At 42.3% G+C, this 24,552-nt stretch carries 23 protein-coding genes; all 23 read right to left on the reverse strand.

What is annotated here, in order from left to right:
- Window positions 1–13 precede the first annotated feature (13 nt).
- Window positions 14–292 carry a DUF503 domain-containing protein gene (locus QWT69_RS08915; protein ID WP_317964897.1) on the reverse strand — a complete coding sequence of 93 codons (279 nt, stop codon included), beginning with the start codon at window positions 290–292 and terminating at the stop codon, window positions 14–16.
- Entirely contained in the window at window positions 289–2,880 is a 2,592-nt protein-coding gene (gene infB, locus QWT69_RS08920; RefSeq protein WP_317964899.1) for a translation initiation factor IF-2, read from the reverse strand. The genes QWT69_RS08915 and infB overlap by 4 nt, the downstream gene beginning before the upstream one ends.
- A complete protein-coding gene (locus QWT69_RS08925) occupies window positions 2,828–3,205 on the reverse strand; it encodes a YlxQ family RNA-binding protein (RefSeq protein ID WP_317964901.1) in 378 nt (125 codons plus the stop codon). The genes infB and QWT69_RS08925 overlap by 53 nt, the downstream gene beginning before the upstream one ends.
- Entirely contained in the window at window positions 3,202–3,480 is a 279-nt protein-coding gene (gene rnpM / locus QWT69_RS08930; protein ID WP_317964903.1) for an RNase P modulator RnpM, read from the reverse strand. Before rnpM ends, QWT69_RS08925 begins: the two co-directional genes overlap by 4 nt.
- A 27-nt stretch (window positions 3,481–3,507) precedes the next feature.
- Window positions 3,508–4,722, reverse strand: coding sequence for a transcription termination factor NusA (nusA, locus tag QWT69_RS08935; RefSeq protein ID WP_317964905.1), 1,215 nt, complete (start codon window positions 4,720–4,722; stop codon window positions 3,508–3,510).
- 22 nt (window positions 4,723–4,744) lie between these two features.
- Window positions 4,745–5,221 carry a ribosome maturation factor RimP gene (rimP, locus tag QWT69_RS08940; protein ID WP_317964907.1) on the reverse strand — a complete coding sequence of 159 codons (477 nt, stop codon included), beginning with the start codon at window positions 5,219–5,221 and terminating at the stop codon, window positions 4,745–4,747.
- Between the two features lie 178 nt (window positions 5,222–5,399).
- Window positions 5,400–9,713 (reverse strand): PolC-type DNA polymerase III, encoded by a 4,314-nt coding sequence (locus QWT69_RS08945; RefSeq protein ID WP_317964909.1) that lies wholly within the window; start codon window positions 9,711–9,713, stop codon window positions 5,400–5,402.
- A gap of 83 nt (window positions 9,714–9,796) precedes the next feature.
- Window positions 9,797–11,497 carry a proline--tRNA ligase gene (locus QWT69_RS08950; RefSeq protein WP_317964911.1) on the reverse strand — a complete coding sequence of 567 codons (1,701 nt, stop codon included), beginning with the start codon at window positions 11,495–11,497 and terminating at the stop codon, window positions 9,797–9,799.
- 45 nt (window positions 11,498–11,542) lie between these two features.
- Entirely contained in the window at window positions 11,543–12,802 is a 1,260-nt protein-coding gene (gene rseP / locus QWT69_RS08955; protein WP_317964913.1) for an RIP metalloprotease RseP, read from the reverse strand.
- Between the two features lie 44 nt (window positions 12,803–12,846).
- Complete coding sequence (locus QWT69_RS08960; protein ID WP_317964915.1) at window positions 12,847–13,995, reverse strand: 1-deoxy-D-xylulose-5-phosphate reductoisomerase; 1,149 nt, start codon at window positions 13,993–13,995, stop codon at window positions 12,847–12,849.
- 21 nt (window positions 13,996–14,016) lie between these two features.
- Window positions 14,017–14,811: a phosphatidate cytidylyltransferase gene (locus tag QWT69_RS08965; protein WP_317964917.1), complete on the reverse strand. Its 795-nt coding sequence runs from the start codon at window positions 14,809–14,811 to the stop codon at window positions 14,017–14,019.
- Window positions 14,808–15,602 (reverse strand): undecaprenyl pyrophosphate synthase, encoded by a 795-nt coding sequence (gene uppS, locus QWT69_RS08970; RefSeq protein ID WP_317964919.1) that lies wholly within the window; start codon window positions 15,600–15,602, stop codon window positions 14,808–14,810. Before uppS ends, QWT69_RS08965 begins: the two co-directional genes overlap by 4 nt.
- 253 nt (window positions 15,603–15,855) lie before the next feature.
- Entirely contained in the window at window positions 15,856–16,413 is a 558-nt protein-coding gene (gene frr / locus QWT69_RS08975) for a ribosome recycling factor (protein WP_317964921.1), read from the reverse strand.
- Complete coding sequence (gene pyrH / locus QWT69_RS08980) at window positions 16,413–17,138, reverse strand: UMP kinase (protein ID WP_317964923.1); 726 nt, start codon at window positions 17,136–17,138, stop codon at window positions 16,413–16,415. The genes frr and pyrH overlap by 1 nt, the downstream gene beginning before the upstream one ends.
- Before the next feature lie 85 nt (window positions 17,139–17,223).
- Window positions 17,224–18,108, reverse strand: a complete 885-nt coding sequence (tsf, locus tag QWT69_RS08985) for a translation elongation factor Ts (RefSeq protein ID WP_317964925.1) — start codon at window positions 18,106–18,108, stop codon at window positions 17,224–17,226.
- Window positions 18,109–18,201: 93 nt separating this feature from the next.
- Window positions 18,202–18,933, reverse strand: a complete 732-nt coding sequence (rpsB, locus tag QWT69_RS08990; RefSeq protein ID WP_317964927.1) for a 30S ribosomal protein S2 — start codon at window positions 18,931–18,933, stop codon at window positions 18,202–18,204.
- A 143-nt stretch (window positions 18,934–19,076) separates the two neighbouring features.
- Window positions 19,077–19,595, reverse strand: coding sequence for a hypothetical protein (locus QWT69_RS08995; protein WP_317964929.1), 519 nt, complete (start codon window positions 19,593–19,595; stop codon window positions 19,077–19,079).
- A 5-nt stretch (window positions 19,596–19,600) separates the two neighbouring features.
- Entirely contained in the window at window positions 19,601–19,903 is a 303-nt protein-coding gene (locus QWT69_RS09000) for a hypothetical protein (protein WP_317964931.1), read from the reverse strand.
- Window positions 19,900–20,679, reverse strand: a complete 780-nt coding sequence (locus QWT69_RS09005; protein ID WP_317964933.1) for a FliA/WhiG family RNA polymerase sigma factor — start codon at window positions 20,677–20,679, stop codon at window positions 19,900–19,902. Before QWT69_RS09005 ends, QWT69_RS09000 begins: the two co-directional genes overlap by 4 nt.
- Before the next feature lie 205 nt (window positions 20,680–20,884).
- Complete coding sequence (locus QWT69_RS09010) at window positions 20,885–21,379, reverse strand: chemotaxis protein CheD (protein WP_317964935.1); 495 nt, start codon at window positions 21,377–21,379, stop codon at window positions 20,885–20,887.
- A 1-nt stretch (window position 21,380) separates the two neighbouring features.
- Window positions 21,381–22,013, reverse strand: a complete 633-nt coding sequence (locus QWT69_RS09015) for a chemotaxis protein CheC (protein WP_317964937.1) — start codon at window positions 22,011–22,013, stop codon at window positions 21,381–21,383.
- Window positions 22,003–22,479 carry a chemotaxis protein CheW gene (locus QWT69_RS09020; RefSeq protein ID WP_317964939.1) on the reverse strand — a complete coding sequence of 159 codons (477 nt, stop codon included), beginning with the start codon at window positions 22,477–22,479 and terminating at the stop codon, window positions 22,003–22,005. Before QWT69_RS09020 ends, QWT69_RS09015 begins: the two co-directional genes overlap by 11 nt.
- Before the next feature lie 15 nt (window positions 22,480–22,494).
- Window positions 22,495–24,549, reverse strand: coding sequence for a chemotaxis protein CheW (locus tag QWT69_RS09025; RefSeq protein WP_317964941.1), 2,055 nt, complete (start codon window positions 24,547–24,549; stop codon window positions 22,495–22,497).
- Between the last annotated feature and the right edge of the window lie 3 nt (window positions 24,550–24,552).

Here is a 24,552-nt window from a genome sequence, read left to right on the forward strand (position 1 = left end):
CCCCTATTCAATATCAGTAGTACTCATGCAGAAGATCGGTCATTTCCCATTCGGGATTTGACTCAAGGAAACGAATGGCCCGTCTTATCTCACCTTCGGCCGCCGCTTTTACGGAAGCGACCGAAACAAGTGCAAGAGTTGTACGTTGCCATAAGTCTTGGTGATCAATTTCTGCTATTGAGACATTAAATTCATTTTTAACACGATCGGTCATTTTTTTCAGTATTGACCTTTTGCCTTTTAAGGAATGCACATCTGGTATGAAAAATATACATTCGGCGTATACAATCATGTCCGTTTGATTTCCTGCATGATGAATCCTTCAAAAATGTCGCCTTCTTGAATATCGTTGAAGTTTTTGATCGTAATACCGCATTCGTATCCTTTGGCAACTTCTTTCACATCGTCTTTAAAGCGTTTTAATGTATCCAGTTCGCCTTCAAATATAACAATGTTATCGCGAATAACTCGCACACTTGCAGCACGCGTCAGCTTACCTTCAGTTACATAACTTCCGGCAATTGTACCAATTTTAGAAACTTTGAAGGTTTCTCGCACTTCAGCTTGGCCGATTACTTTTTCCTCGAATTCAGGATCAAGCATTCCCTTCATAGCCGATTCAATTTCTTCAATCACTTTATAGATGACTTTATGCAAACGGATATCGACACCTTCAGCTTCAGCTGCACGTTTTGCATTCACATCTGGTCTGACGTTGAAACCGATAACAATAGCATTTGAAGCGGCAGCGAGTGAAATATCTGATTCGTTGATGGCACCTGCACCCGTGTGGATGATTTTAACGTTGACACCTTCGACTTCAATTTTCATAAGTGAAGCAGCCATCGCTTCAACTGTACCTTGAACGTCAGCTTTGACGATTAAGTTCAATTCTTTCATTTCGCCCTGCTTCATTTGGTCGAATAAATTATCGAGAGTAACACGAGTATTTTCACCGCGTTGCTCAACCAATGCATCTCCTGCTCTGGATTCGGCAATTTGACGTGCTTTCTTTTCATCTTCGAATACTACAAAACGGTCTCCAGCTTGTGGTACACCATTGAGCCCAGTGATTTCAACAGGTGTGGATGGACCCGCTTCTTTCACACGGCGACCGATGTCGTTAATCATTGCTCTTACTTTACCGAAAGTATTACCAACAACAATTGGATCACCAACACGCAATGTTCCGTCTTGTACTAGCAATGTTGCAACCGAACCGCGTCCGCGATCGAGTTGTGCTTCAATAACTGTACCTTTCGCACGGATATCTTTGCTTGCTTTCAACTCAGCCACTTCAGAAACAAGAAGGACCATTTCAAGCAACTGATCAATTCCGTCACGTGTCAATGCAGAAATTGGTACAAAGATTGTATCTCCACCCCATGCTTCCGACAATAGACCATGCTCAGTTAACTCTTGCATGACGCGGTCAGGGTTGGCTGAAGGTTTATCCATCTTGTTTACTGCAACGATAATCGGAACTTCCGCCGCTTTAGCATGGTTGATCGCTTCGATTGTCTGTGGCATAACACCATCATCAGCCGCTACAACTAAGATTGTAATGTCAGTAACTTTCGCACCACGAGCACGCATAGTCGTGAATGCTGCGTGACCCGGTGTATCTAGGAATGTAATCTGCTTTCCTTCGACTTCAATCTGGTATGCACCAATATGCTGAGTAATTCCACCAGCTTCACCTTGTGTCACTTTCGTATCACGAATGGAGTCAAGAAGCGTCGTTTTACCATGGTCAACGTGCCCCATGATCGTGACGACTGGCGGTCTTTCAGTTGGAACGCCTTGCACTTCTTCAGGCTCTTCAAAATAGATTTCAAGATCTGTTACATCGATGCGGATTTCTTCTTCTACTTCCACACCGTAATCAGCACAGATTAGTTCAATCGCATCTTTATCCAACTCCTGATTGATTGTCGCCATGACACCAAGCATAAATAACTTTTTGATGATTTCAGATGGCTCACGACCTAATTTTTTACCAAGTTCTCCGACAGTAAGTGATTCGTAGAATGTGATTTTTTCAGGAAGCGGCATTTCCACCTTTGGCATCGGAGCTGGACGATGTCTTCTACGTCCTTGGTTTATGCCACGCGCAGGAGGTCTTCCACCGCGCCCCGCTGGACGATTGCCACCCGGACCACCTTGACCCGGACGTTGTTGGCCTTGTGCTGGACGGTTAGCACCTTGTTGTGCGCCTTGACCTGGACGTTGCTGGCCTTGTGCTGGACGGTTAGCACCTTGTTGTGCGCCTTGACCTGGACGTTGCTGGCCTTGTGCCGGACGGTTAGCACCTTGTTGTGCGCCTTGACCCGGACGTTGCTGGCCTTGTGCCGGACGGTTAGCACCTTGTTGTGCGCCTTGACCTGGACGTTGCTGGCCTTGTGCCGGACGATTGCCACCTTGTTGTGCTCCTTGACTTGGACGTTGCTGGCCTTGTGCCGGACGATTACCACCTTGTTGTGCTCCTTGACCTGGACGTTGCTGGCCTTGTGCCGGACGATTACCACCTTGTTGCGCTCCTTGACCTGGACGTTGCTGGCCTTGAGCTGGACGATTGCCACCTTGTTGCGCTCCTTGACCTGAACGTTGTTGGCTTTGAGCCGGACGGTTCGTCTGATTCGGTTTATCCTGGCTTACTGCCGGTCGTGAAGGTACTGGTTTGCTTTGAGTATTAGAGGATTGGTTTGCTGTCTTGGAATCACCTTTACCAAATCGCTGATTCAATTTCGACGTCGCATCCTTATCCAACATTGCCATATGGTTCGTTACATTCACATTAATTTTTCCAAGCTCTTCGATGACTTCTTTACTCGTCCGATTCACTTGTTTCGCGTATTCGTGTACACGTATCTTCGTCATTAGCCCACCCCCGGTTATATTCGTTGAGGAGCCCGGATATTTTTTCGGCAAAGCCGCTATCCGTTAACGCGAGTACGACCCGCGACTCTTTCCCGATTGCATGACCGAGAGCTTCACGGCTCCCGAATTCATGCTTCTCAACGTTGTAAAAGCTACATTTATCATTTATTTTCTTACGTGTGTTATCAGATGCATCTTCAGCCACAATAACTAAAGATGCATTACCATTTCTTACTTCTTTTAAAACAAGCTCTTCGCCTGTGATTAATTTCCTCGCTCTTGCCGCCAAACCCAACATTTGAAAGACCTTGAAAGGATGATTCATTTCAATGCCTCACGACGGATTGCATGAAGAAGTTCATCATACACTTCATCAGGAACAGAAGACCCAAGTTGGCTCTCGATTGAGCCATTACTTTTCGCCGTTTCAACCGCGGCTTCAGTTTTGGAGACATAGGTGCCTCTCCCTGATTTTTTTCCTGTCAAATCAACTGAAACTTCGCCTTCTTTTGTACGGACAATGCGAATCATGTCTTTCTTCGGACGCATTTCGCCGGTAGATGCGCATTTGCGTAAAGGGATTTTCTTCTTGCTCGTCATGGACGGTCCATCCTTTCTGTCATTTCATTAGTCTTCGTCTGTTTCCGAATAAAGATCGATCGTATCGATGACGGTTTCCTCAGACTCAGTCTCTGAATAAGGATCGTCTTCGTACTTATCGTTTCCATTATCCAAATCTGCATATACGTCTGTTTCGAATTTACCTTCAATTTCCATCAGACTGTTTTCATTTGGATAGATGCCCAATTCTCGTGCATCTGTTTCGCTCTTAATATCAATTTTCCAACCGGTCAACTTGGCTGCAAGCCTAGCATTCTGTCCGCGCTTACCAATTGCCAAAGATAGCTGATAATCAGGGACAACGACTGTAGTCGATCTGTCTTCTTCATTCACATGAACATCCAGTACTTTGGAAGGGCTCAATGCGTTGGCAACAAATATGACAGGATCTTCAGACCATTCTACGATATCGACTTTCTCGCCATTTAATTCATTCGAAACGGATTGTACGCGAGCACCTCTTGAACCGACACATGCCCCTACAGGATCCACATCAGCGTTGTTTGTATGAACGGAAATCTTCGATCGGTCTCCAGCTTCACGCGCAATCGACTTTATCTCAACTATACCATCATAGATTTCCGGTACTTCCATTTCAAACAATCTGCGAAGAAGACCGGGATGTGTGCGGGATACAAAAACTTGCGGTCCGCGCGAAGTCCGTTCGACTTTCGTTATATAAACCTTTATCCGGTCATGCGGTTTAAATGTTTCAGTCGTAATCTGTTCGCCTGCAGGCAATACAGCTTCGACTTTCCCCAAGCCGACATAAAGATTCCTTGCGTCCAGACGCTCGACTATCCCGTTGACGATATCGTCTTCACGGTCAACATATTCGTCGTAGATTAGACCACGCTCAGCTTCACGTACACGCTGTGTGACAACCTGCTTAGCTGTCTGAGCAGCGATACGCCCGAAATCACGTGGCGTGACTTCCTCTTCAACGATATCCGTAAGTTCATAGGCAGGATTGATAGCCAGTGCGTCTTCAAGAGCAATTTGAAGTCTGTCGTCTTCCACTTCTTCCACTACATCTTTACGTGCGAAAACTTTCATCGTGCCCTTATCCAAGTTCAAATCCACACGCACGTTCTGCGCTTGGTTGAAATTCCGTTTGTATGCGGTGACAAGTGCCGCTTCAATAGCGTCCACAATTACTTCCCTTGGAATGCCTTTCTGTTTTTCAAGGGCTGTCAATGCATCGAGTAGATCACTACTCATAATAAATCACTCCTATATTCAATTATGCGGAAAAATCAATCGCCAATCTTGCTAATGCAATTTTTTCCTTCGCGATCTCGACTTTCAACTTCCTCGTCTTGATGCGGATTTCAACTTCTGCAGTTTCAGGACCATATGCTAGCAGATGGCCTTCGAATTCTTTCATGCCGTTGATCGGTTCGTATGTTTTGATAAACACATATTGCCCGACAGCTTTCAGGAAATCCTCTTCCTTCTTTAAAGGTCGTTCTGCTCCAGGTGAAGAAACTTCGAGGAAATAATTTTGTGGGATTGGATCAGTCCTGTCTAATTCCTCACTTAGCCTCTCACTGACTTGCGCACATTGTTCAATATCGATATTTCCTTCTGGCGTATCGATATAAACACGCAAAAACCAGTCTCTTCCTTCTTTCAAGAATTCAACATCAACTAATTCCAACTCGAGGTCTTGCACAATCGGACTGACGAGTTTTTCGACATCTTCTGTAATTTTACTCATCATAACCCTCCAGAAATTTGATTCAACTATATGAAAACTATAAAGAACAACAGAAAAGAGCGGGAAACCCCACTCTTTTCACGAAAGACTTATAGCAAAAGTTGCTTCAATTATACCATCTACAGGTTATCATTGCAAATAAAGTGCCGGTGTCCCGCTTTAAGGGCGGCCTTCTCTATCAGAAAAGTGAAAGTTGGTTGGCATCAGGCAGTCCTTCCAAACATCCTAATGTATCCATATATTCTGTAACAGTTTTCGAAACACGTCCACGTTGTTGCAAGTCCTCTTTCGATAAGAATATGCCGTCCTTTCGAGCTTCGACAATCGTTTTTGCTACGCCTGTCCCAAGTGAAGGAATTGAATCAAATGGTGGAATAAGACTATTGCCGTCAATAATAAAAACAGACGCATCAGACTTGTATAAATCCGGTTTTGCCATCGTAAATCCGCGTTCAGACATTTCCAGAGCAATTTCCAATACTGTAAGTAAATTCTTTTCTTTTGGAGAAGCTTCCAGTCCTTTATCATTGATTTCCTTTACTTTCGCACGGATCGAAGCGCTGCCTTTTGTCATTGTGACCAAATCGTAATCAGTCGCCCGCACCGTAAAGTACGTTGCGTAATACATAATCGGATGATGCACTTTAAAATAGGCAATACGAAGTGCCATCATTACATATGCGGCGGCGTGCGCCTTAGGGAACATGTATTTAATCTTTTTACATGAGCTAATATACCAGGCCGGAACGTTATTCGCCTTCATTTGTTCTTCAAATTCAGGTGTCAGCCCTTTTCCTTTACGAACGGACTCCATAATTTTAAATGCCATGGACGGGTCAAGCCCCTGATAAATCAAGTACACCATAATATCATCACGGCATCCGATTACTTCTGACAATTGACATGTTTTGTTCTGAATCAATTCCTGGGCATTGCCGAGCCACACATCCGTCCCGTGGGATAGCCCCGATATTTGAATCAGTTCCGAGAATGTCGACGGTTTCGTTTCTTCAAGCATTTGACGAACAAAGCGAGTACCGAACTCAGGTACACCTAACGTGCCTGTCTTGCAGTCAATCTGTTCTTCCGTCACACCAAGAGAAGAGGTTCCGCTGAACAACGCCATAACTCCCGCATCATCCGGAGGAATTGTTTTCGGATCAATACCCGATAAGTCTTCCAACATTTTAATCATTGTAGGATCATCATGACCGAGAATATCGAGTTTGAGTAAGTTGTTATCAATAGAGTGAAAATCGAAATGTGTCGTTCTCCAACTTGACCCTGTATCATCTGCAGGGAACTGAATAGGCGTGAAATCGAAAATATCCATATCATCTGGTACGACGATAATGCCGCCCGGGTGCTGGCCTGTATTCCGCTTGACCCCAGTACAACCTTGGACAAGACGGTCAATTTCTGCTCCTCGCAGGTTCAGGTTATTATCATTCATATAACCCCGAACATACCCGTAAGCTGTTTTCTCAGCTACTGTACCGATTGTACCTGCCCGATAGACAAAATCTTCACCGAAAAGCTCTTTCGTATAATTGTGGGCATGTGCCTGATATTCCCCACTGAAGTTCAAATCGATATCCGGAACCTTGTCGCCGTTGAAACCTAAAAATGTCTCAAATGGAATATCATGTCCGTCTTTTTTGAACATAGCTCCACATGCAGAACATGCTTTGTCTGGTAAATCGAATCCAGAACTGACGGAACCATCATCGAAGAACTCCGATACTTTACAAGATGGACATACATAATGTGGAGGCATCGGGTTCACTTCAGTTATCTCCATCATTGTAGCAACGAGAGACGAACCGACAGAGCCGCGGGATCCAACCAAATATCCTTCATCCAACGATCTCTTGACCAATTTATGTGAAATAAGATAAATGACGGCAAAGCCATTGTCGATGATTGATTTCAATTCTTTTTCGATCCGTGCTTCAAGTACTTCTGGAAGGTTATCTCCGTAAATATGATGTGCCATCGAATACGTCAATTCACGAACTTCTTCGTCTGCACCTTCAATTGTCGGCGTAAACAACTCATCTTTAATAACTTTGACATCACCGATGCGACCAGCGATCTTTGTTGGGTTGTCAATCACTATTTCATTTGCAATTTCTTCGCCTAAAAAAGCAAAGTGCTCTAACATCTCATCTGTTGTACGGAAATGCACTTCAGGCAACGAATGCCGGTTCATCGGATTCGCCCCTCCTTGCGAGCGGACGAGGACTTGACGGTATGTGCTATCCGTTTCATCAATATAGTGAACGTTGCCGGTAGCGCAAACGGGCAAACCTGTCTTCTTGCCAAGTTTGATCATCTTTCGCATGATATCTTCTAAATTCCATTCATCCCGAATTAGTTCGAGTTCCATAAGATGGGAATAGACAGGCTTCGGATGAAGTTCCAGATAATCATAAAAACTAGCGATTTCTTCGACTTCTTCCATCGATTTCTGCATCAATCCTTCGAATACTTCCCCTTTGTCGCAACCGGAACCAACTAGTAGGCCATTCCTATATTTCGTCAAAAGGGATCTAGGTATCCGAGGAACACGGTAAAAGTAATCCATATGAGAAATCGAAACGAGCTTAAACAAGTTTTTCAATCCTTCATCATCTACTGCAAGTAATGTACAGTGTGACGGCCTGGATCGCTTGTAAGCATCACCTTCACCAATATTCTTATTGAAATCGTCCAAGTATACGATTCCCTTTTCAGCAGCCTCTTTCATGAAGCGAATAAATAAATAGGCTGTAGCTTCAGTATCGTAGATAGCTCGGTGATGCTGGGTCAATTCGATGTCAAATTTCTTAGCTAATGTATTCAATCGGTGATTTCGCAGTTCCGGATAAAGGAAACGTGCTAACTCCAATGTATCGATAACGGGATAACTTGTGTCGTGAAGATCTGCCCGCTTGCTTGCTTCATAGAAAAAGCCCATGTCAAATTTCGCATTATGCGCGACGAGGATGCCATCTCCGATAAATTCCTTGAAGTCCTTTATCACTTCTGAAACCTCAGGAGCGTCTTTAACCATATCGTCTGTAATACCTGTTAATTCCGTTGTGGTAGATGACAATGGATGATGAGGGTTGGCAAAACGTTCAAACGTATCAACAATCTCTCCATTTACAACACGTACAGCGGCCAATTCGATGATCGTATCATAAACCGCGGAAAGCCCTGTTGTTTCAACGTCAAAAACGATATAGGTATCATTTTCGAGTTTCCTGTGCTGTTCATCAAAAACAATTGGTACTCCATCATCGACTAGATTCGCCTCTAATCCAAAGAGCACTTTGATGCCATTTTTCTTTCCAGCTGCATACGCTTCCGGGAAGGCTTGGACATTCGCATGATCTGTAATTGCAACAGCTGGGTGACCCCATTTAGCGGCTTGTTCCACTAAAGCGGATGCCGAAGTGACTGCGTCCATCTGGCTCATTGTCGTATGGGCATGCAGTTCGATTCGTTTGCGGTCTGCCGGTGCATTGTCTTTTCGGATGACCGGCGCAACTTCCATTATGTCCTGTGCCATCATGATCAAATCTCTGACAAATGTGTCATTTTGAATGCTCCCGCGCGCACGAATCCATGCACCTTTCTTCAATGTCTTCATCAGTTCTGCATCTTCGTTATCGCGTGAGAACATTTTCACGAGGATTGAATCAGTGTAATCTGTCACTTTAATCGTCAGCAAGGAACGGCCGCTGCGCAACTCCCTCACTTCTGCATCAAAGACATACCCCTCGATTGCAACCCGGCGTTCTTCATCTTGGATTGTCTGAATATCAAGAATGTGCTCATCCTGTTTGATCGGTGTCCCTAAAACAAATGGCCTGTTTCCTGCTCCGCCATTTTCTTTCTTTAAGGCTTCTACTCTTTGTAGATTTGCCAACGCAGTTTTCGCATACGCTTCTTCTTCTGCTTCTTTTTGGGCAATGAAAGCAATTCGTTCAGCTTCATTTTCCTCAACTTTTTCATTGACAATAAATTCAATCGCCATAGGTGGGAAACCGAAGGAAGAATAGACATCCATAATAAGTTTGACATATTTGTTTTTCATCGTCTGTTGCTCAAATTCAGATGAACAAGTTAGCGTCATCTTTTCACCGGACATAACCGGTTGTTGCCCAACGAGACAATCCCGGATTGGCGGGGACATGTCTCGCATTTCTTCGATGACATATGGCCAATAACCGATAAGTGACTCGATGTCTCTTTCGGTAGAGTTTGTACTAATTTGTATTCTGACCGTCGCGATTGTACGGAACGTTTCAGTCAAACGTTGATGGAACAGACGAAAGATTTCGATTGGCAAGGTCTTCTGTAGTTGCACGTTGAATTGCCAAACTCTTGATTTTCGATGGATATCAACGCGTTCCAGCGTCCCATGTTGAAAATGGACAATTGTCTGGTCATCAGTCAGACCGATTTGCTGAAGCAAAGTCAGTAATTTCATTTTCGCATCCATTTGAATCCCCCATTTCGTTCCGTTAAAAGAAGGGAAGCACCGATAACGCACGGTCTCCCCTTCCTTCACTATATCCAGTATCACTATCCAAAGAACGGCTGTAGTTTCTCAGTGATTTCTTCGCGTTGCCACTCAAATATCTCTCCAGTTGACCGTAATTTCACTTCTACAATTCCGTCTTGGGCTTTCTTGCCGATTGTTATACGAATCGGTAAACCTATCAAGTCGGAATCGGCGAACTTTACACCTGGACGTTCATGCCGATCGTCATATAAAACTGCATATCTGTACGATTTTAATAGATGATACATTTCTTCTGAAAGCTGTTTCTGTGTTTCATCTTCTATATTGACGGTTACGAGATGTATATCATATGGGGCTAACTGTTTTGGCCACTTTAAGCCGTTCGCATCGTTATATTGTTCTGCAATTGCTGCGAGTATCCGAGAAATTCCAAGCCCGTAGCTACCCATGACGAAGGAGTTAGCATTTCCTTGTTCATCTAGGAATGAGGCATCCATTGTTCCGCTAATATCGTCGCCAATGTCAGTTACGAACCCTAAATCGATACCGGCCGCAAACTTAATAACCCCAATTCCATCCGGAGAAGGATCTCCTTCTTGGATAAACCGCAAATCCATATAGTCATCAATAGCGAAGTCGCGTTCAGGATTTACGTTCATCAAATGATAACCATTTTCGTTCGCACCACTCACTCCGTTCACTATGAAACCGACAGCATGATCCGCATATACCTTTGTGTCAAGTGGTAACTTTACGGGACCAATGGAGCCAGGTTCACAGGACAAGACATCTTTAATTTCATGTTCAGATGCCAATGAAATAGCAGTTGTCCCTAGAGCACGTTTCAGTTTCGATTCATTGATCATATGATCCCCACGCATTAATATCGCAACAAAATCATCATTTACTTTGAATATAAGGGTCTTAATGATCTTTGAAGGGGCTATGTCAAGAAATGTCGAAATTTCTTCAACTGTGTGTTGATTTGGCGTTTCTATTTTTTCCATTGCTTTAAGAGAATCATTCGGCAATACATAATTGGCATTCACTTCCGCCATTTCCATAAGGGCAGCATAAGTGGATGCGTCACTGTAAGCAATTGTCGCTTCTCCAACTTCAGATAACGACATAAACTTGTGGGACTTATTACCGGCAGATCCAGTTCCATTTGCAATGACCGTTCGGACATCCAAGCCTAATCTTGTAAATACAGTTGAATAGGCATTCATCATATCTTTGTATTTCTCATTAAGGCTTTCTTGGTCCGCATGGAAAGAGTAGGCATTTGTCATCATATATTCACGCATACGTATCAAACCGAAACGAGGACGCTTTTCATCTTTGAATAATGTGGCAATCTGATAAAGTGTCAACGGTAGTTTTTTATAGGATTTAATCTCATCCTGAACAATTTTAGTTATGATACTTGCCTGATCAAGACCCAATGCCATTTTGCGATCGGATCGATCTGTTAGCATGAACAAGTCCGAGCGATCTGAAATTCCGCTTTCCGTTTCAGCCAATAGTTCCATCTGTTGCAGCGATGGCATTGAAAGTTCAACAGCATCAATATTTTCCATCTCCTCACGGATGATGTTTTCTATTTTCCGCAATACTTTATGGGCTAGAGGCAGATAGGAATACACCCCGTTCATATGCCGTCTCACAAATCCAGCTCTCAGTAATAACTGATGGGAGATGATGTCGGCTTCAGTTGGGATTTCACGAATTGTCGGTATGAAAGTTCGTGATTGCTTCATGTTCATTTCACCTCGAAATTCTAGAATTTACGTGAATCAGCTTTTCTAAAAGAAGAATCGTTGAATGTCGTTCCAGGTGACGACTAACATGAGAACCATTAATAACATGATACCTACGAAATGCACCATACCTTCCTTCTGCTTATCAACTGGTTTGCCACGCAAGCCTTCGAATAGGAAGAAGAGCAATCTGCCGCCGTCAAGAGCTGGTAATGGTAGAAGGTTCATAATTCCAAGATTGATGCTCAGAATTGCAGCCCAGTTCATGAGCGTGAATACGCCATGCTGTGCCATGTCACCAGTCGCCTTGTAGATTCCTACAGGACCACTTAAGGCATCAATTGAAAACTTACCTGTGACAAGCTGGCCAAGCAGGTCGAAAATCCGCTTAATCCATGTTCCTGTTTCTGTCGCTCCGTATTTTAATGCTTTAATAGGACTCTTTTCAAATTCCGGTTTATATTTGACACCTATCTGTCCGAACTTATGTCCTGAATCTTCAACAACAGATGGAATCATTGTCATTGTCACAATTTCTCCCGCCCGGTTCACTTTAACCTGAACGTTTTCACCTGGTTTCTCTTGAATAATCTCAGTGAACTCTGTCCATTTATCGACCGGAGTGCCGTCTACTTCAGTAATATAGTCACCGGCTTCCATACCGGCTTCATACGCGGGACTATCCGAAACAACTTCATCGATAATAGGCTCATTTTTCGGCACCCCATTAATCAAGCCTAATGCCAAGAAAATGAAGAAAGCCAAAATAAAATTGAACAAAGGTCCTGCGAAAATCGTCAAGATGCGACTTACTAATGGCTTAGAATCGAACTGACGGTCATATGGTGCGATTAATGTCTCTTGTCCTTTTTCGTAAATGATAGCCTCACGTGAAACATCATACTTTACAAGCTCACCTTCCTCATCATACCCTTCGATGAAAAGATCTTTGCTCAAATCAGCAGATTCTGTTTCAAGGAAAAGTATATTCGGGTTGGAGATCTCTCGATTTAAGTAGATTTTTTCAACTTGGTCCAAGTCATTCAATTCAAGACCGACTCTATAGCCAGGAAGCAATTCGACAGTATCGAAATCTTCTCCAGCCATTCTTACATATCCGCCAAGTGGCAAAATACGTATTGTATACAATGTTTCTTTCTTGCGTATTGCAAGTATTTTCGGTCCAAAGCCAATCGCAAACTCACGTACCATGATTCCTGCTTTTTTCGCGAAAAGGAAGTGTCCTAATTCATGAAAAAACACTAGCGAACCGAATATGATAATAAACGCAATAACGGTTTCCATAAAAAACCACCTTAACTGGCCAGTTTGGCCTATTTATCAAAACTTCACTTCACTCTATCATACACCATTTTTCGGATAGCTGAATCAATTTCTAGTATTACGTCAAGATTTGGAGTTGCTATCGTTTGGTGCTGATCCATCATTCTTTCCACGATTTCTTCAATTTGTATAAAAGGAATTTTACCATCCATGAATAATTGGACCGCAATTTCATTTGCCGCATTCATTACAGCTGGCATTGTACCGCCTTCTTTCCCAGCTGTATATGCCAACGACAAAGCCTTGAAGCGTGTATAGTCCATTTTTTCAAAATGCAATGTGCCGATGTCCTCCAGACGTAGCGGTTTAGCATTCTGCATCGGAATCCGAACAGGGTATGTCATTGCATATTGAATCGGGACGCGCATATCCGGCGAGCCAAGCTGCGCCATCACACTTGTATCTTCGAATTCAACCATAGAGTGAATAATACTCTCTTTGTGAAGCAGGCAATCGATCTGCTCGTAAGGGAGATTAAATAAGTGATGCGCTTCTATCACTTCAAGACCTTTGTTCATCATCGTTGCCGAATCGATTGTCAGTTTGTTTCCCATCGACCAGTTCGGATGTGCTAGCGCCTGCTCGACTGTGACGTCTTTCAACTGTTCACGTGTCAAGTCCCTGAAACTTCCCCCAGACGCGGTTAAAATGAGCCTAGAGACGGTCTTCGGGTTTTCTCCGTTCATCGATTGGAATAATGCAGAATGCTCACTATCTACAGGTAATAATTCCACGTTATATTTTTTCGCTTCACTGATGACGATATCACCAGCTGCGACAAGAGTCTCTTTGTTGGCAATCGCGATTGTTATTCCTTCGCGAATCGCATGTAATGTCGGTTCCAGACCAACACTTCCAATCACTGCATTCACAAGCATATCCGCTCCTGATTGTGCAGCTACAATGATAAGACCTTCCTTGCCGTGCAAGAAACGCGTTGACGGAAACTCATTTTGCAGCTTATGTGCATCTTCTTTAAATAAGACAGAAACGATTTCAGGACGAAAGTGAGAGATGATCCGTCGAACCTTATCAATATTTTTCCCTGCAGAAAAAGAAACGAGTTTGAATTTCTCGGGATTTGATTGGATTATATCTAGCGTCTGTGTGCCAATAGACCCTGTGGCACCCAGCAGACTAATTTTCTTTACCATGTACTAAACGACTTCCTTTCATTAACCGATAAAATTCAAAAAATGGAGTAACGGTAACACGAAAAGAAGGCTGTCGAACCGATCAAGTATACCGCCATGTCCAGGTAATAACGTTCCTGAATCCTTCACATTAAAATACCGTTTCAAAGCTGATTCCACCAAGTCTCCAAGCTGACCAATCATTGACGCAACAACTGTCACAATGATCATCAACGTATAGGACGATGTGAGCGGGTAGAAATATTGGAATACACAAGCAAAAATGACCGCCGCCAAAATACCACCGATAAACCCTTCTATCGTCTTGTTTGGTGAAATTTCCGGCCATAGTTTTCTCTTACCGAGTTTTCGGCCAGTGAAATAAGCACCAGAATCAGTCATCCAGATAACAAGAAGTGCATAGAACACATATTCAAACCCATAGAATCTAGTTTCAATAAGATAATAAAAACCAATTCCCACGTATAACGCGCTAAAAGCAGTAAACGCAGCATGTTCGAATGTAAATCTGTTTTTTGATAGCACGGTGTAAATTAATAAAAGTAAAATAAGCGCTGAAACCAGTTCCATTTTTGAAGTACCGAGGACTTGCTCCACTTCGTACATCCAAGTAGATGGAATTAGCAGGACTGCTAAGAGTAGCCAAGTCAGGAAACCTTCAACTGAAAATAGAGAAAGGTTTTTCATACGCAATAATTCATATAAACCAATGGTTCCAATGATATATATAATAGCTGTAAATGGAATGCCGCCTAAGATGACTAGTGGAAAAAAGACCGCTAATGCAACTAGCGCAGTTATGATTCTCTGTTTCAAACCCCTTTTTCTCCTTCCACACTTCCAAAGCGCCGGTTGCGCAATTGGAATTCTTCTATCGCACTTAACATACACGCTTCATCAAAATCCGGCCAAAGAACATCCGTAAAGGAAAACTCCGAATAGGCAAGTTGCCATAGCATGAAGTTTGATAGTCTTACTTCCCCACTTGTACGGATTAGAAGATCCGGTTCAGGTAAGTGTGATGTCATGAGATGGGCGTTAATCAACGTCTCATCGATTTCTTCAATCGAAATTTGGTTTGAAACCGCCATTTGAGCGATTTCTTTCACCGTTTCCACAATTTCAAGCCTACTCCCATAATTCATGGCAAAGTTCAAAATTAGACCGTTGTTCGAAGATGTTGCTTCCACTGCTTTTGCTATCGCCTCTTGTGTATGGATAGGTAGTGAGCTTGTATCGCCAATCATTTCGACTTTCACGTTCTGCTCAATAAGTTCCGGTAAATAGGTCGTGAGAAACTCTCCTGGAAGTTTCATAAGAAAGTCAATCTCGATTTTAGGCCGTTTCCAATTTTCCGTGGAGAAAGCATATAGTGTCAAAACTTTGATGCCTATATCATTTGCAATACGAGTGATTTTGCGGACAGTTTTCATACCTTCATGATGTCCGGCAATACGTGGAAGACTCCGCCGGCTTGCCCATCTTCCATTTCCATCCATGATAATGGCGACGTGTGAAGGGATCGTCCTATGTTTAATATTCACTACTCTTTCTGTAATGGATAACTGGACTTCTACATTTTTTCTACGTAATAGTTTTTCTAGCATTCAGTTTCCTCCACTCGCCTGCTATTTGAGCAAGTATCTAGTCTATCGTACCAAATGATGCATTAAATTTCATTTAAAAGAATCAACTTTCTGATGAAAATCTTGCTTAATGATAATTATCTTATGCGTTGGAAAGAAAATATATTGCTTTTAGTCCTTGTTTGATCATTCGTCATATGTATGTCACCTTCAATAGGCAGGCAAAAAAAGACGTCCTGCAAGTAGGACGTCTTGGCCTATAAAAAGTTCTCAATCAAATTTCAAGTATTTCTTTTTCTTTATCTTTTGCTACTTCATCAACTTTTTCAATGTAAGAATCCGTTAACTTCTGGATTTCATCACTTTCACGACGCAATTCGTCTTCTGTGATTTCACTGTTTTTCTCCATCTTTTTCAGATCATCGTTTGCATCCCTGCGGATGTTACGAATACCAATTTTGGATTCTTCTGCTTCTTTCTTCACTTCTTTGACCAATTCTTTACGTCGATCTTCTGTCAAAGCGGGTACAGCTAAACGGATGACTGATCCGTCGTTTGATGGTGTGATACCGATATCGGATTTTAATATTGCTTTTTCAATATCACCCAATGTCGTTTTGTCATAGGGTTGAATGACCATCAATCTTGCTTCAGGTACAGAGATTCCAGCCATTTGGCTCAATGGCGTCGGTGCTCCGTAATATAGAACTGTGATACGATCCAGCAATGATGCATTCGCGCGGCCTGCACGGATAGATGCAAGCTGTCTTGAGAAAGCGGCTATCGCTTTGTCCATTTTGTCTTTCGTCTGATCCATTAACTCTTTCGGCATTACGCATTCCTCCTGACAACCGTACCAATTGGTTCACCAAGGACGGCTCTTTTTATATTTCCATTCTCCATAATCGAGAATACTACGAGAGGTATATCATTGTCCATACATAGGGTTGAAGCAGTTGAATCCATAACTTCTAGACCTTGGCTGATCACTTCGATATACGTCAATTCCGTATATTTGACAGCATTACTATCTTTCAAGGGATCCGCTGAATAGACTCCATCTACATTATTCTTAGCCATCAGAATGACATCCGCTTCAATCTCGGCAGCTCTTAATGCCGCTGTCGTATCTGTAGAGAAATACGGATTGCCTGTTCCAGCAGCGAAAATGACAACCCGTTTCTTTTCAAGATGGCGGATTGCTTTCCTGCGAATATACGGTTCTGCGACTTGTCTCATATCAATAGAAGATGATACACGTGTTTCAACGCCTAATTTCTCAAGAGCGTCTTGAAGCGCCAGGGAATTCATAACAGTCGCGAGCATACCCATATAATCTGCAGTCGTTCGATCCATGCCCATTTCACTGCCGATTTTCCCTCGCCATATATTTCCTCCCCCAACAACAACAGCCACTTCTACTTCAAGGTCAATAACTTCCTTGACTTGTTTCGCGACTGATTTGATGATTTCAGGTGAGAGGCCAAAACCTTTTTCACCTGCAAGTGCTTCTCCACTAAGTTTCAAGACAATTCTTTTGTATTTTGGGACGCTCATATGTACCCTCCGTCTACTATGTTTTTCTCGAAAAATAGGGAACACAGTAGTGTGTCCCCTAATTGGATAAATATAACGACAACGATTAGTTGCCTTTCACTTGGCTCATTACTTCATCAGCGAAATTGTCTTCACGCTTTTCGATACCTTCACCGACAGCATAACGGACGAATTCCTTCAATGTGCCACCAGTAGACTTGACGAAATCACGGACTTTTTGATCGGAATTTTTAACAAATGCCTGATCAAGTAGACAAATTTCTTCGAAGTATTTACCAAGACGGCCTTCTACCATTTTCGCAACGATGTTTTCAGGCTTGCCTTCATTCAACGCTTGCTCTGTTAGAATTTTACGCTCGTGCTCGACTTCATCTTCAGAAACTTCATCACGTGAAATGTATTTAGGATTCAAAGCAGCAATGTGCATAGCAACATCTTTTGCAGCATCTGAATCTGTAGAACCTTCTAGTATAGTCAAAACAGCGATTCGTCCACCCATATGCAAATATGGACCGAATGCGTCGTTGTCTGTCTTCGTTCTGATTTCGAAACGGCGAAGTGTTAGCTTTTCACCGATTTTAGCTACAGCATTTGAAATATGGTCCGCAACTGTAAGGCCGTTATCCATTTTGGAATCGACAGCTTCTTCAATTGAAGCAGGTTTTGTCGCCAACAAATGCTCCCCAAGCTCTTTAACAAGCGTTTGGAATGCTTCGTTTTTAGCAACGAAATCCGTTTCTGCGTTCACTTCATAGATAACTGCTTCGTTGTCCTTCACTAAAATTGCAGTAGTACCTTCAGCTGCAATACGGTCAGCTTTTTTAGCTGAACTTGAAAGACCTTTTTCACGAAGGAAGTCAATTGCAGCTTCCATATCGCCATTGACTTCAGTCAATGCTTTTTTACAATCCATCATTCCTGCGCCTGTTTTCTCACGCAATTCTTTAACCATTTGTGCTGTAATAGTCATTAGTGTTTCCTCCCAATAAAGTAGTTGTGTGTATCGAAAGTCTTTAAAAAAGACGATAAGGGGGTTGGCCGCTTATCGTCTGGTCATGTAGTCTTACTCTGCAGCTACTGTTTGGTTTTCTTCTTCAGAAACCTCTTCGTCAGCGCCTTGTCTAGATTCAATCAAAGCATCTGCCATTTTACTAGTCAGTAGACGCACTGCACGGATTGCATCGTCATTCGCAGGAATGACATAGTCAATTTCATCCGGATCACAGTTCGTATCTACAATTCCGACAAGTGGAATGTTCAATTTAATTGCTTCAGCAACTGCAATGCGCTCTTTACGTGGATCCACGACAAAGATTACATCAGGAAGTGTTTTCATATCACGGATACCGCCAAGGAATTTAACAAGACGATCGTGTTCTTTTCTCAATTCGGAAACTTCTTTTTTAGGAAGTACAGCGAATGTGCCATCTTCTTCCATAGCTTCGATTTTCTTCATGCGCGCAACACGCTTTTGAATTGTACCGAAGTTTGTAAGTGTACCACCAAGCCAACGTTGGTTGATGTAGTACATGCCTGCACGTTCTGCTTCTTCTTTAATCGCATCCTGTGCTTGCTTTTTAGTACCTACGAAAAGTACTTTACCACCATCTGCTCCAACTTGACGCATGAAGTCATAAGCCTCTTCAAGCTTCTTCACAGTCTTTTGAAGATCGATGATGTAGATTCCGTTACGCTCAACGAAAATAAACTTCTTCATTTTCGGGTTCCAGCGACGTGTTTGGTGTCCGAAGTGCACCCCTGCTTCAAGCAGTTGTTTCATTGAAATTACTGACATTTTTTATTCCTCCTATTTGGTTTGATTCCTCCGCATGCATCATCCGCTGGACAGACCTTTCGGCACCTTTCCCATCGTCCGCACACGTGTGTAGTAACACCATTTGATAATATACCATATCTATTTTGCATATGCAAATTTATTCATCTGAATTTCAATAGCAGGGTTACTTCCGTCTTGCCTTTCCCTAGCTTTTTAGCAATTTCTTCAATTGATTTACCTTCATCATGCATGTCGATAGCGACTGAACGGTCATCCTTCTTTTTTTCTTCGGTGACTATTTCTGGTATAACAGCTGCTTTTGATACAAATGATTGATAAGACTTCATGGCAACCTTCATGGGATATTTCACGGGGTTAATCGTTAGAACATCTTGCTCCCCTTCAATAAAATCATCAGTCTGATTGGTTCTCTGCTCTTGTGCCTGCTCATGACGAGAATCCGTCTGGAACGATTTCTGATCAATTATTTGGATAAGACGGTCGTTTTCCTCTTTTAATTCATTAAGATAGGCACCAATCGCATCATCCATTTCAGACATCAACTTCTGTTGTTTCTTCTCAAGGTCCTTGAATTTGGAGATTTTCATATAAAGAAGTGCAATGATGTAAAAACTGACTAGCTGCATTATGAACAAAATTACTAAAAACACTGCCATCATCTGATTTAACCCGTAAAGTCGACAAATGAACCTTTATAAGGGTGCACGGTCGCCTTTTCCTCTTCATTTCGTTCTTTTTCATTTTTCCCATGTCCATTGTTTTGCTTGCCATCTTTTGAATCTGGGTCTGTCTTTGCGGACTTGTCCGACTGCAAAACACTTTCCCGACTTTTGAGCAATTGCTTCTCTGTCAAAGCCTGTGCCTGCTCTTGATTGAGTTGAGACTGTTGTTGTTTATGTTCTGCAACTTTTCCAGCTTCAAACGTTTTTGGTATTGCAATTTGGAGTTCGATCACTTTAAGGCTCATAAAATCCCTCCATCAACAATTTCGGGCAAAAGAAGTTTCCGCAGTTTGAATAATGCTTTTGAATGGATTTGTGAAATCCGGGAAGTTGATAAACTTAAGATTTCCCCAATCTCGGTCAATGTCATTTCCTCGGTATAAAAAAGATTCAGCACTAGTTGCTCATTTTTGTTGAGTTCCTTGATTTTTAATGACAAATCACCGACAAGCTCCCCCATCATAATATGCTGTTCAGGAGAACGTTCGAGATCGTCTTTGATGATAAATGACTTCTGACCTTCTTCATCATCTTCATTCATCCGGTCATCTATGGAAAGCACATTTGAGAAGTAGTGTTCATGAACAGTTTGGTACACTTCATCAACTGTCATGCCTAGATGATTTGCAATTTCTTCCGGAGTTGCATGGCGCAACAATTTTTGTTCAAGTCTATTGATTTCTTCTTCCAGCTTTTTTGACTTCTCCCTGGATGAACGAGGCAACCAATCCTCTTTACGCAAACCATCAATGATAGAGCCCCTAATTCTAAAAGATGCATATGTATCGAATTTCAAATCTCTGCTTCTGTCAAACTTCGTCAGCGCATCAAATAACCCTTGCAAGCCCAAGCTCATAATATCATCCCTAGAAACGTTTCGCGGCAGTCCCAAGCTTATGCGTTGAACATGGTAGTTGACAAGGGGCGTGTATGTGCGAACTAGCCAGTCGCCTGCCTCAGCATCTCTTTCATTCATCCAAAGATCCCAATACGCCGCTTCTGTCATTTCTTTCTTATACATTGAATCGCTCACCTCCAAGCTACTCCTATCCAGCATCCCTCTACTTCAGAAAAAATGAGTTATGACTATTATAGCAAATGCTAATTAAAAATAGCGACTGAACCGTTCAGCCGCTATTGATAACTATACAATTTCCAAGATTTTTAGTTACGCATTATTCAAGCTGTGCAATGAAATCACGCAGGCGTTATTTATTCGGATATGCTCAAATTTCCTTTGTACCCGAATTGACAGTCCTAATACTCAGCATTTTTGTCATTGGGTCGAATTCGATTGTCCGACCGCTTGAACCTCCGGTGTCTTCAGCAATTATCGGAATTGACAGGCGCGCCAGTTCTTTTTTGACAGCTTCGACATTTCTTGGTCCAATTCTAATTGAATCGCTTGTCCCAAACTGGAACATTTGTGCTCCTCCAGCTATTTTTGCTTTCAGTGAAAGAGGACGGACACCCTCAGCCTTCAAAAGTTCCATCAATCCATAAATACCTGTATCAGCAAATTTCGCTATATTTATATTATCCGATCTTCCTAGACTTGAATCAGGCAACATAACATGAAGCATTCCCGCTATCTTTTTCATTTCATCATATAAAATGACACCAACGCAAGAACCTAATCCAGAAGTCCTTATTGTATTCGGTGCTTTGACAATGTTCATGTCGGCTATTCCTACTCTGACGACTGTATTCAACGTGCTCATTTCACAGCACACCAAGGGATCGGAATATGGTCAAATACGATTCAGGATCAGGAAGCAGAAGAAAATGACCGTTAATAGTCGAGCTTTCTTCATCTCCCTCGTCAATAATACGAGTATCAATTACAATGACTTCATCACTATAATGAGATACTTCGATTAATCCGAAACTGACGATGGCACCAACCATATCGACACTTAACGAAGGTACGGTAGGATGGATATTGAGTCCTGTAAAATCCGATAGCGCGGACAGGTAAGAACCTGAAAGAATATTACCCAATTCCTGCATTGCAGAAACACCCATTTCAGAAATCGGAATCGCATGGAAGTCAAACGTTTCGTCATGGATCAGATTTCTGATGAATTGGTTTGCCGATTCAACGGGGAGAACAAAAAACATACTTCCAGAAAGATCTCCTTGTATGCGTAAAAAAATTCCTGCTACGATCTTTTCCGCACCACCAGCCAATTCGAACATATCATCAAATGAAACTAAATTGACATTTGGTACAAGCATCTCGATTTTTCGTCCAAGCAATTGCGATAATGCCGTCGCTGCGTGAGCAGCTCCGATATTGCCAATTTCCTTTAACACGTCAAGATGCATATCATTTATCTGCTCATTAGAACTCATCAGATGTCACTCGTTTCAACGGTTCAAGCACTCGTTCAAGATTCAGCAATACTAAAAGACGATTCTCCACTTTTGCAACACCCGCTATGAACTCCGATTCAATTGTTCCGACGACTTCCGGCTGGGGTTCGATTGATGACATTGGGATATCGAATACATCATTTGCGTCATCGACGATTAGGCCAACTTCGAAATCTTCCATAGAAACGATGATGATTCTGCTCGAGTCGTCCAATGCTTTCACTTCAAGACCAAAACGTTCGCGAAGATCGACAATCGGTGTAACTAACCCTCTAAGATTAATCACTCCGTACACATAAGATGGAGTCCTCGGTACTTTTGTTATTGAAATCAATTTCTCAATCGATTCAACGACATCTACTTCAATCGCATATTCCTTGTCCATCAATTGGAACACGATTACTTTCATCTCTTCTCGTGCGACCAGCTCGTTATATTGAGCCATAATAGCCCCTCCCATCTATTTAATCAAAGAATTGCAGTCGACTATGAGAGCGACTTGCCCATTTCCAAGAATCGTAGCTCCTGAAATTGCAAATACGCTTTGTAAATAGTTTCCTAAAGATTTCAAAACAATCTCTTGTTGCCCAATGAATGAATCGACGAGAAGTCCTGCTAATTTGTCGCCTTTACGCACGATGACAATAGACTGATATTCATCCATTTCATGTGCATTGTCCATTTCAAAAATACCTTTCAAGTTGACAAGCGGAACGATGCTGCCTCTGAAATCAATCACTTTTTGGTTATGAGCATTCAATATCTCAGATTTCTGGATAATAGCTGTTTCGATGATGGAGGACAATGGAATTGCATAAATGTCCTTCTCCAAATTAACGAGCATGACGGATATGATTGATAGCGTAAGTGGTAATTGGACTTGGAATAGTGACCCTTGACCTTCTTTAGATTCAATTGTAATGTGACCGCCAAGTGATTCAATAGTGTTTTTCACAACATCCAAACCGACACCGCGACCTGAAACATCAGTAATGCTTTCAGCTGTCGAAAAGCCAGATGCGAGGATTAGTTCAGCAACCTGCTTGTCTGTCAAAGAGGCTGCGGTCTCTTCTGTAACGATTCCTCTTTCTAGCGCCTTTTTCAAAACACGGCTCTTGTTTACGCCTGCACCATCATCTTCCAGTTCTATGAACACATGGTTGCCGGAATGATAGGCACGTAGAGTCACAGTACCCTCTTCAGGCTTCCCTTTAGCTACACGCTCTGCTGGCGTCTCAACACCGTGATCTAGCGCATTACGTATTAAGTGGACCAATGGATCACCGATTTCATCAATGACCGTTCGGTCCAGTTCCGTCTCTGCTCCGATGATTTCAAGATTTATCTTCTTGTCCAGATCTCGTGCAAGTTGACGGACCATTTTAGGGAATCGGTTAAATACTGTCTCTACAGGGATCATTCGCATATTCAAAATAATGTTTTGAAGATCACCGGAAACTCGGGTCATTCGTTCCACTGTTTCATTTAGATCAGGATTATGTAGTTCACTGGCAATTGATTGCAAGCGACCTCGGTCGATAACTAGTTCCTCAAATAGATTCATCAAGATATCCAAGCGATCAATATTGACCCGGATTGTCTTATTCGTATTTTGAGTACTAGTTGACTTTTTCGCTTTTTCTTGCGATGCATCTTTTTTCCCGATTTCCGCGACTTGTTTAGTTTCCCTGGCAGATTGTAAATTCGTTTCTTTAGCTCGTTTTCCTTCAATCAATGTTTCAGCGGTCAAGTTCTTCACCGTAACTGATTCAACTTCAGAAACTTTCATGACTTTAGCTTGAATCACAGCAGCTTCTTCTTTCGTAACAAGAACAATCTTGAATGATTCATCAAACTCTTCGTTTTCCAGGTATTCAACATTCGGCTTCGACTTAATAATTTCGCCTGCTTTTTCAAGAATCTCGAAGACCATGAATACGCGGGCAGCTTTTAACAAGCAGTCACTTCTTAACGATACAGCAACTTCTAAAGCATTGAACCCTTGTTCTTGAGATTGGCTAATCACTGTTAGTTCATATTCATCATAAATCATTTCAATTTCTACCTGATCATTAGTGGGAGCGTCTTCGATTACAGTTGCAGCAGTTTCTTGTGATTGTAAATCGACACCCATTTGGCCCGCTTCAATCAGATTCAATGCGTTGACAAGTTCCTGCACATTCTTCTTACCAGATCCTCCTGCTTCGATATCCACAACCATCTCTTCTAAATAATCGACAGCTTTGAAAACAACATCGAGGATTTCGGTTGTAACATTGATCTTAGAATTTCGAATTGCGTCAAGCACATTTTCCATCTTATGCGTTAAATCTGCAATGTCTTCATAGCCCATTGTTGCGGACATACCTTTTAAAGTATGTGCTGAACGGAAGACTTCATTGACAATCGCCAAGTCTTCGGGATTTTTTTCAAGCTCCAGCAAGTGTTCGTTACATGCTTGAAGGTGTTCTTTACTTTCTTCCAAGAACATTTCGAGATATTGATTTGTATCCATAAT

It is taken from the genome of Sporosarcina oncorhynchi, assembly GCF_033304615.1.
GTDB classification, from domain to species: Bacteria; Bacillota; Bacilli; order Bacillales_A; family Planococcaceae; genus Sporosarcina; species Sporosarcina oncorhynchi.

Bases quoted from the DNA above. Each gene is read 5' to 3' on its own strand.
- QWT69_RS08915 (WP_317964897.1), bottom strand. From the start codon at position 292: ATGATTGTATACGCCGAATGTATATTTTTCATACCAGATGTGCATTCC.
- infB (WP_317964899.1), bottom strand. From the start codon at position 2,880: ATGACGAAGATACGTGTACACGAATACGCGAAACAAGTGAATCGGACG.
- QWT69_RS08925 (WP_317964901.1), bottom strand. From the start codon at position 3,205: ATGAATCATCCTTTCAAGGTCTTTCAAATGTTGGGTTTGGCGGCAAGA.
- rnpM (WP_317964903.1), bottom strand. From the start codon at position 3,480: ATGACGAGCAAGAAGAAAATCCCTTTACGCAAATGCGCATCTACCGGC.
- nusA (WP_317964905.1), bottom strand. From the start codon at position 4,722: ATGAGTAGTGATCTACTCGATGCATTGACAGCCCTTGAAAAACAGAAA.
- rimP (WP_317964907.1), bottom strand. From the start codon at position 5,221: ATGAGTAAAATTACAGAAGATGTCGAAAAACTCGTCAGTCCGATTGTG.
- QWT69_RS08945 (WP_317964909.1), bottom strand. From the start codon at position 9,713: ATGGATGCGAAAATGAAATTACTGACTTTGCTTCAGCAAATCGGTCTG.
- QWT69_RS08950 (WP_317964911.1), bottom strand. From the start codon at position 11,497: ATGAAGCAATCACGAACTTTCATACCGACAATTCGTGAAATCCCAACT.
- rseP (WP_317964913.1), bottom strand. From the start codon at position 12,802: ATGGAAACCGTTATTGCGTTTATTATCATATTCGGTTCGCTAGTGTTT.
- QWT69_RS08960 (WP_317964915.1), bottom strand. From the start codon at position 13,995: ATGGTAAAGAAAATTAGTCTGCTGGGTGCCACAGGGTCTATTGGCACA.
- uppS (WP_317964919.1), bottom strand. From the start codon at position 15,602: ATGCTAGAAAAACTATTACGTAGAAAAAATGTAGAAGTCCAGTTATCC.
- frr (WP_317964921.1), bottom strand. From the start codon at position 16,413: ATGCCGAAAGAGTTAATGGATCAGACGAAAGACAAAATGGACAAAGCG.
- pyrH (WP_317964923.1), bottom strand. From the start codon at position 17,138: ATGAGCGTCCCAAAATACAAAAGAATTGTCTTGAAACTTAGTGGAGAA.
- tsf (WP_317964925.1), bottom strand. From the start codon at position 18,108: ATGACTATTACAGCACAAATGGTTAAAGAATTGCGTGAGAAAACAGGC.
- rpsB (WP_317964927.1), bottom strand. From the start codon at position 18,933: ATGTCAGTAATTTCAATGAAACAACTGCTTGAAGCAGGGGTGCACTTC.
- QWT69_RS08995 (WP_317964929.1), bottom strand. From the start codon at position 19,595: ATGATGGCAGTGTTTTTAGTAATTTTGTTCATAATGCAGCTAGTCAGT.
- QWT69_RS09000 (WP_317964931.1), bottom strand. From the start codon at position 19,903: ATGAGCCTTAAAGTGATCGAACTCCAAATTGCAATACCAAAAACGTTT.
- QWT69_RS09005 (WP_317964933.1), bottom strand. From the start codon at position 20,679: ATGTATAAGAAAGAAATGACAGAAGCGGCGTATTGGGATCTTTGGATG.
- QWT69_RS09010 (WP_317964935.1), bottom strand. From the start codon at position 21,379: ATGAGCACGTTGAATACAGTCGTCAGAGTAGGAATAGCCGACATGAAC.
- QWT69_RS09015 (WP_317964937.1), bottom strand. From the start codon at position 22,013: ATGAGTTCTAATGAGCAGATAAATGATATGCATCTTGACGTGTTAAAG.
- QWT69_RS09020 (WP_317964939.1), bottom strand. From the start codon at position 22,479: ATGGCTCAATATAACGAGCTGGTCGCACGAGAAGAGATGAAAGTAATC.
- QWT69_RS09025 (WP_317964941.1), bottom strand. From the start codon at position 24,549: ATGGATACAAATCAATATCTCGAAATGTTCTTGGAAGAAAGTAAAGAA.